This is a genomic window from Spirulina subsalsa CS-330 (genome assembly GCF_028330765.1).
Taxonomy (GTDB): Bacteria; Cyanobacteriota; Cyanobacteriia; order Cyanobacteriales; family Spirulinaceae; genus Spirulina; species Spirulina subsalsa_A.
Genome location: NZ_JAQMTY010000116.1, coordinates 1 through 5828 on the forward strand (window position 1 = coordinate 1; position 5828 = coordinate 5828).

4 protein-coding genes and 1 pseudogene are annotated in these 5828 nt (G+C 51.7%); 4 read left to right on the forward strand and 1 reads right to left on the reverse strand.

Annotated features, from left to right (window positions below; all coding sequences use genetic code 11):
* Positions 1-306 precede the first annotated feature (306 nt).
* Positions 307-1734, forward strand: a complete 1428-nt coding sequence (locus tag PN477_RS07795) for a sensor histidine kinase (RefSeq protein ID WP_272115603.1) — start codon at positions 307-309, stop codon at positions 1732-1734.
* Here PN477_RS07795 and PN477_RS07800 read toward each other — a convergent pair.
* Entirely contained in the window at positions 1731-2456 is a 726-nt protein-coding gene (locus PN477_RS07800) for an ABC transporter ATP-binding protein (protein WP_272115601.1), read from the reverse strand. The genes PN477_RS07795 and PN477_RS07800 overlap by 4 nt on opposite strands.
* Positions 2457-2718: 262 nt before the next feature.
* Here PN477_RS07800 and PN477_RS07805 point away from each other — a divergent pair, with 262 nt between their 5' ends.
* The 3 genes and pseudogenes from PN477_RS07805 to PN477_RS07815 form a co-directional block, all read left to right on the forward strand.
* Positions 2719-3285 (forward strand): Uma2 family endonuclease, encoded by a 567-nt coding sequence (locus PN477_RS07805; RefSeq protein WP_272115599.1) that lies wholly within the window; start codon positions 2719-2721, stop codon positions 3283-3285.
* Between the two features lie 117 nt (positions 3286-3402).
* The gene (locus PN477_RS07810; protein ID WP_272115597.1) at positions 3403-4857 is read left to right on the forward strand and encodes a serine/threonine-protein kinase; all 1455 of its coding nucleotides are present in this window, start codon (positions 3403-3405) and stop codon (positions 4855-4857) included.
* Between the two features lie 180 nt (positions 4858-5037).
* Positions 5038-5828 (forward strand): annotated as a pseudogene (locus PN477_RS07815) (hypothetical protein); the annotation flags it as partial.

Below are 5828 nucleotides of genomic sequence, written 5' to 3' on the forward strand. Positions count from 1 at the left end.
AACACTAGGCAAGTGTCAATGTTGGAATGAAAGGACTTGAACTCCTTGGAATTAGTCCGTCCAAGCTACTGGTGGAGAATCAGAAAGTTACGGCTAAATCTGAATTAACAGATTTGAGAAATCAGGATAAATCAATGGCGTGAGTCGTTGAGCCTAGCAACCCTCTGCAACTCTCGTTGTTTGAGTGGATAAATGGTCAGGTAACTGGCTGTTCAGAATCTCCCACTCTAGCCCGTAGGGTTTAGTGGGGGAGTATGTCAACAACGATGCCTGGATTGTGGGGCGGCGATCGCCTACGAAGAATATGTGCCGTTTCAGAAGGAAGATACTTGGTCTCAAACGACGCTCACCCCGTTGCGCAACCCCCAGGGGGAGATCTATCGCCTGGTGGGGAATGCGTTGGATATTACGGAGCGAAAACAGGGGGATTTGGCGCGTCAGCGGTTGGTGGGGATTTTGGAGGCATCGCCGATCTGTGTGTTTATGACGGATGTGCAGGGGCATTGTCTCTATACGAACGATCGCTGGCAAGCGATCGCCGGTCTCAGTGCGGATGAAGCGTTGGGGTTGGGCTGGGCGGGGGCGCTCCATCCGGAGGATCGCGATCGCGCCTTCCAACTTTGGCATGAAGCCGCCCAAAATCAGAGTGCATTCCGCACCGAATGCCGGTTTCAGCGTCCGGATGGGTCGGTGTCGTGGGTGATTAGCCAAGCGGTTCCCCTTCCGAATCAGGATGGCTATGTGGGGACAATTACGGATATTAGCGATCGCAAAAAAGACGAAGCCTTACTCCATCAAAAAACAAAAACCCTCCGCGACACGATCAAAACCCTCAAACAGACCCAAAGCCAACTGGTACAAACGGAAAAAATGTCCAGCTTGGGTCAATTGGTGGCCGGAGTTGCCCATGAAATCAACAATCCGGTGAACTTCATCTACGGGAATCTAATTCATATTGATGAATACGTCCAAGACTTAACCACAGTGGTTACCACCTATCAGGAACATTACCCCAATCCTGCGCCTGATTTAGCGGACTTAATCGAAGAAAAAGAGGTAGATTTCCTCCTCGAAGACTTGCCGAGCCTGATCGATTCGATGAAGGTGGGATCACAGCGCATTCGTGAAATCGTCAATTCTTTGCGCAGTTTCTCACGTTTGGATGAAGCCGACTATAAAGATGTGAATCTCCATGAGGGCATTGATAGCACCTTGATGATTTTGCAAAATCGTCTCAAGGCAACGCCGAAGCATCCGGAAATCATCATCAACAAACACTATGGTGATCTGCCTTTAATCGAATGTTATTCAGGGCAATTGAATCAGGTGTTTATGAATATTTTGGTGAATGCCCTTGATGCGCTTGAAGAACGCAATCAAACTCGCAGCTATCAAGACATCAAAGCAGATCCGAGTCAGATTACGATCGCAACAAAACTCGTACAACAGGGAGATGAGCAACAGGTTGAAATCACATTTCAAGATAATGCCTTAGGAATTCCTAAAGAGATTCAATCCAAAATTTTTGATCCCTTTTTCACCACCAAAGCGATCGGCCAAGGCACGGGGTTAGGGATGTCGATTAGCTATCAAATCATCACGGAAAAACATCACGGATCGATTCGTTGTCAATCCAAACCCGGTGAGGGCACGACGTTTATCATCACCATTCCAGTCCAGCAGCATGCAGCGGCACAATCGTCTGCCGAGCAGGTGAATCGCCCCGCGTCTTAATGGGACTGCACCACGCGCCCGTCTTTCATCCAGATCGTGCGGTGGGCGTGTTGGGCGACATCGGCTTCGTGGGTGACGGTGATGATCGTGATGCCGCTGGCGTTGAGTTCGGCGAAAAGGTCGAGGACTTCTTGGGTGGTGTGGGAATCGAGGGCTCCGGTGGGTTCGTCGGCGAGGATGATCACGGGTTCGTTGACGATCGCACGGGCGATCGCGACGCGCTGCTGTTGACCGCCGGAGAGTTGATTGGGTTTGTTGGTGAGGCGATTGGCGAGGCCGACACGGGTGAGGGCGGCTACGGCGCGATCGCGCCGCTCCGTGACGGGGACACCGGCATAGATCATCGGTAGCATCACGTTTTCGACGGCGTTGGCGTGGGGCAGGAGGTGGAACTGTTGAAAGACAAAGCCAATTTTCCGGTTACGCACATCGGCTAAGTCTGCATCGCCGAGGGTGGCGACATTGATGCCGTCGAGTTCATAGATGCCGTCAGTGGGGCGATCGAGGCAGCCGATCATGTTCATCAGGGTTGATTTACCCGACCCCGAAGGCCCCATAATCGCGCAGTAGTCATGGACATTGACCACAAATTCCACCCCATCCAGGGCGCGAACTTCAGCGTTACCGCTGCCGTAAACTTTCGTAATGCCCGCCATCCGCACGGCTACAGGCGTTTTTGTGAGTTGAGGGGAAACGTCGGAGGGATGAATCAGTTTAGACATGAAAAGAACGATCGACAATGGGGATAGTTCGCCCGTTGGCTGTGCTTTCCATTATGTCCTACTCCTGACTGTGAACACCCCCAAAATAGAGAGGGAGGCGATCGCGATGGTAGCTAGCGCGATGAGTAGCTAGCGCGATGAGTAGCTAGCGCGATCGCACCCAATGGGGCGGGCTTGATGATGATCAAGCTAAACTGAGTTTATATTGTGTCGGCAATGCCTAGCCCCTGCCGTAGCGTCCTCAATCTTTAGGCTGAAGCGTATGACCTCTGTCCTCACTCCAACGTTAACGCTCGAAGAATTCCTAACTTTACCTGAGCTGGAGCAATCCCCTGCCTGGGAATACATGGCGGGTGATGTAATTCAGAAGCCTATGCCTAAATTTCGACATTCTGTTTTACAGAAACGATTGTTAGCTGAAATCGATGATCCCCAAGGCAATTACCTGACGTTACCTGAGCTTCGTTGTACGTTTGGTGGCCGTTCAATTGTGCCTGATGTTGTCGTCGTTGCTTTGAATCGGGTGCAGCTTAATGAATTGGGCGAGCCAGAAGATCACTTTACAACTCCACCGGACTGGGCGATTGAAATTTTATCGCCTGACCAAAGCACGAATCGAGTGATTGATAATCTTTTGCATTGTCTACAGCACGGGTCGCAATTGGGTTGGTTGGTTGATCCCAATGACTATTCTGTGCTGGTCTTAACTCCACAACAAAAGATTCAGGTTTGTCGCGGTGAACAACACCTACAAGTTTTACCAGATATGGAGATGCAACTGACAGCGCAGGACGTTTTTAGCTGGTTAAAATTAGACAAAAAAAAATGAACGAGCGATAGGGGTGGGCTGGATGGAAAATTCGGGGGGTAGATCAGTTTAGTTTTGTCATGGAAAAAAAGGGTAGACAATAGGGACAGTTCTCGCCCGTTGGCTGTGCTTTCTATTATGTCCTACTGCTTGAATCCTGACTGTGACCACCCCCAAAACAGCGAGGGTGGCGATCGCGCCCAAGTCTGTCGCAGTTGCGGTCAGGCGATCCTGCTCAAACAACGCTATCGCCCGATCCGTACCCTCGGCCAGGGCGGGTTTGGGCGTACCTTTATCGGGGTGGATCTCGATTTGCCCAAATCCCCCCGCTGCGTGATTAAACAGTTATTTTTCCAAACCACGAGCGCGGCACTCCAGGCGAAAGCGATCGCCCTCTTTGAACAAGAAGCCCTCCAACTCAGTCAACTGGGGAGCCATCCCCAAATCCCCACCCTGGCAGCGTATTTCAAAGAACGCGATCAACTCTATCTGGTGCAGGAATGGGTGAATGGTCAATCGCTCAACCCTTCGGTGTGGTCGCAACATCCCAGCCTGGAACCCCGGATCTGGCAACTGCTGCGGGATTTGCTCCCCGTGCTGCAATTCATTCACGATCGCAACGTCATCCATCGCGACATCAAACCCGACAACATTCTGCAACGGCGGGCCGATGGCAAATTTATCCTGATTGATTTTGGCATTGCCCGCACCCTCACCGAAACCGCGATGATGGGCGGCGCAACGGTGATCGGCACACCGGGCTTCATGGCTCCCGAACAGATGCGCGGTAAAGTCCTCCCGGCCAGCGATCTCTACAGTTTGGGGGTCACCTGTTTGAACTTAATCACCGGATTGCATCCCGATCAACTGTTTGATGTGGTCAATGAACGCTGGCAGTGGCGCGATCGCCTCCCCCCCGGTCAAACCCTCAGCCCCGCCCTCATCGGTATCCTCAACCAACTCGTCGCCCCCTCCCTGCGGCACCGAGTCCAATCTGCCACCGCTCTCCTCCGTGACATTGGTGGCCCCACCGCGCCCCCCATCCTCTCAGACTCCACCCCAAACCCTGACCTCAACACCCCCACCCTCTTCACCCGAACCCGCGCCCCCGAAGACCTCACCCCCACCACCCAAACCCCGCCCCCGGCTGACCCCCAACCCGTCCGCATCGACTACACCCACCTCAAAACGATGCTGCAAAAACGGCGCTGGGAACAAGCCGACGCTGAAACCTGGGCGATTCTCTGCCGCCTCCTCCACAAACGCGATAACGCCTGTCTGTTCGTGCGGGAAATTGCAGCCCTGCCCTGTGCCGACCTCCAAGCCATTGATTTTCTGTGGGCAAAATACAGCGATCGCCTCTTTGGGTTTAAGGTGCAAAGTCAACTCTTCCTCGCCGCCGAGGGAGACTACCCCACCTTTTGCCAACAGGTGGGCTGGCCCGTGCATCGGGTCACCCGTCACACCTATCTCCAATTCACCCATCGCGCTCCCCAAGGTCATCTCCCCTCCCGACGCTGGGTCGGCGGCACGAAATGGTGGAAACACACCGAACAGCTCACCCAAAAACTCAAAGCCTGTCAGCTTCTTTAAGCACCCCAACCCAAAATTGAGAGCCTCCCCCACACTTCGCTATAGCAATCCTATTTGATTAATGAACAGGCAAGGGGCTTAAGCCCCTTGTTGGCGGGAATTATAAGATTTACGATTGATTGAGGATCGCTATAAGATAAAGCAGAAACTGCAAAAGCCAATCACGACGGTGCGACAACCATGGAATACCAATATTATGAATTTAGAGCGATCGATCGCCCCCTAACAGACGCGGAGAAAAGTTATATTAAAACCTTATCGAGTCGGGTCGAACCCACCAACAGAAAAGCTATTTTTACCTATAGTTATGGAGATTTTCGGGGTGATCCACTGATGGTTTTGGGTCGCTGTTTTGATGCTCTGCTGTACACCGCCAATTGGGGCAGTCATCAGTTAGCCTTTCGCTATCCAAAATCAGCCCTCAATCTTGCCGCATTACAGCCCTATTGTGCCGAGGGAGCGATCGAAGTGGTGACCCAAGCCAATGCGGTGATTGTCAATCTTGAAGTGCATTATGAAGGCGTGAGCTACTGGATTGATGAAGAGAATCATTGGCTAACGCAGTTAATTCCGTTACGCCAAGCCATTCTTAATGGTGATTATCGGGTTTTATATCTGACGTGGTTGGCTGCTTGTGAAAATTCAATTAATTTTGATGGCAGTGATCAAGAACCCCCAGTGCCGCCCAATTTAAAAACCTTAGATCAGCCCTTAAAAACCTTTGTGGATTGGTTACAATTAGATGCTGACTTGATCACTGTAGCCGCCCAAGCTAGCCCCATTCAAACAAAACAAAAACCTCAATATCAAGAATGGATCAGGGCATTGTCTGGGGTGCATCCCAGTTATGCAATGAGTATAAATGCTCAGGAGAGAAGCAAGCTAAAATCGGCATCATGGAATCAGAACCCGAAACACAACCTAATGGATACCCAAACCCAAGCCGAGCTTAAAGCCCACGCCGAAGCTAT

What these genes read in the sequence shown, in the direction of transcription:
- PN477_RS07800 (WP_272115601.1), bottom strand. Translation starts at nt 2,456, where the DNA reads ATGTCTAAACTGATTCATCCCTCCGACGTTTCCCCTCAACTCACAAAA.
- PN477_RS07805 (WP_272115599.1), top strand. Translation starts at nt 2,719, where the DNA reads ATGACCTCTGTCCTCACTCCAACGTTAACGCTCGAAGAATTCCTAACT.
- PN477_RS07810 (WP_272115597.1), top strand. Translation starts at nt 3,403, where the DNA reads ATGTCCTACTGCTTGAATCCTGACTGTGACCACCCCCAAAACAGCGAG.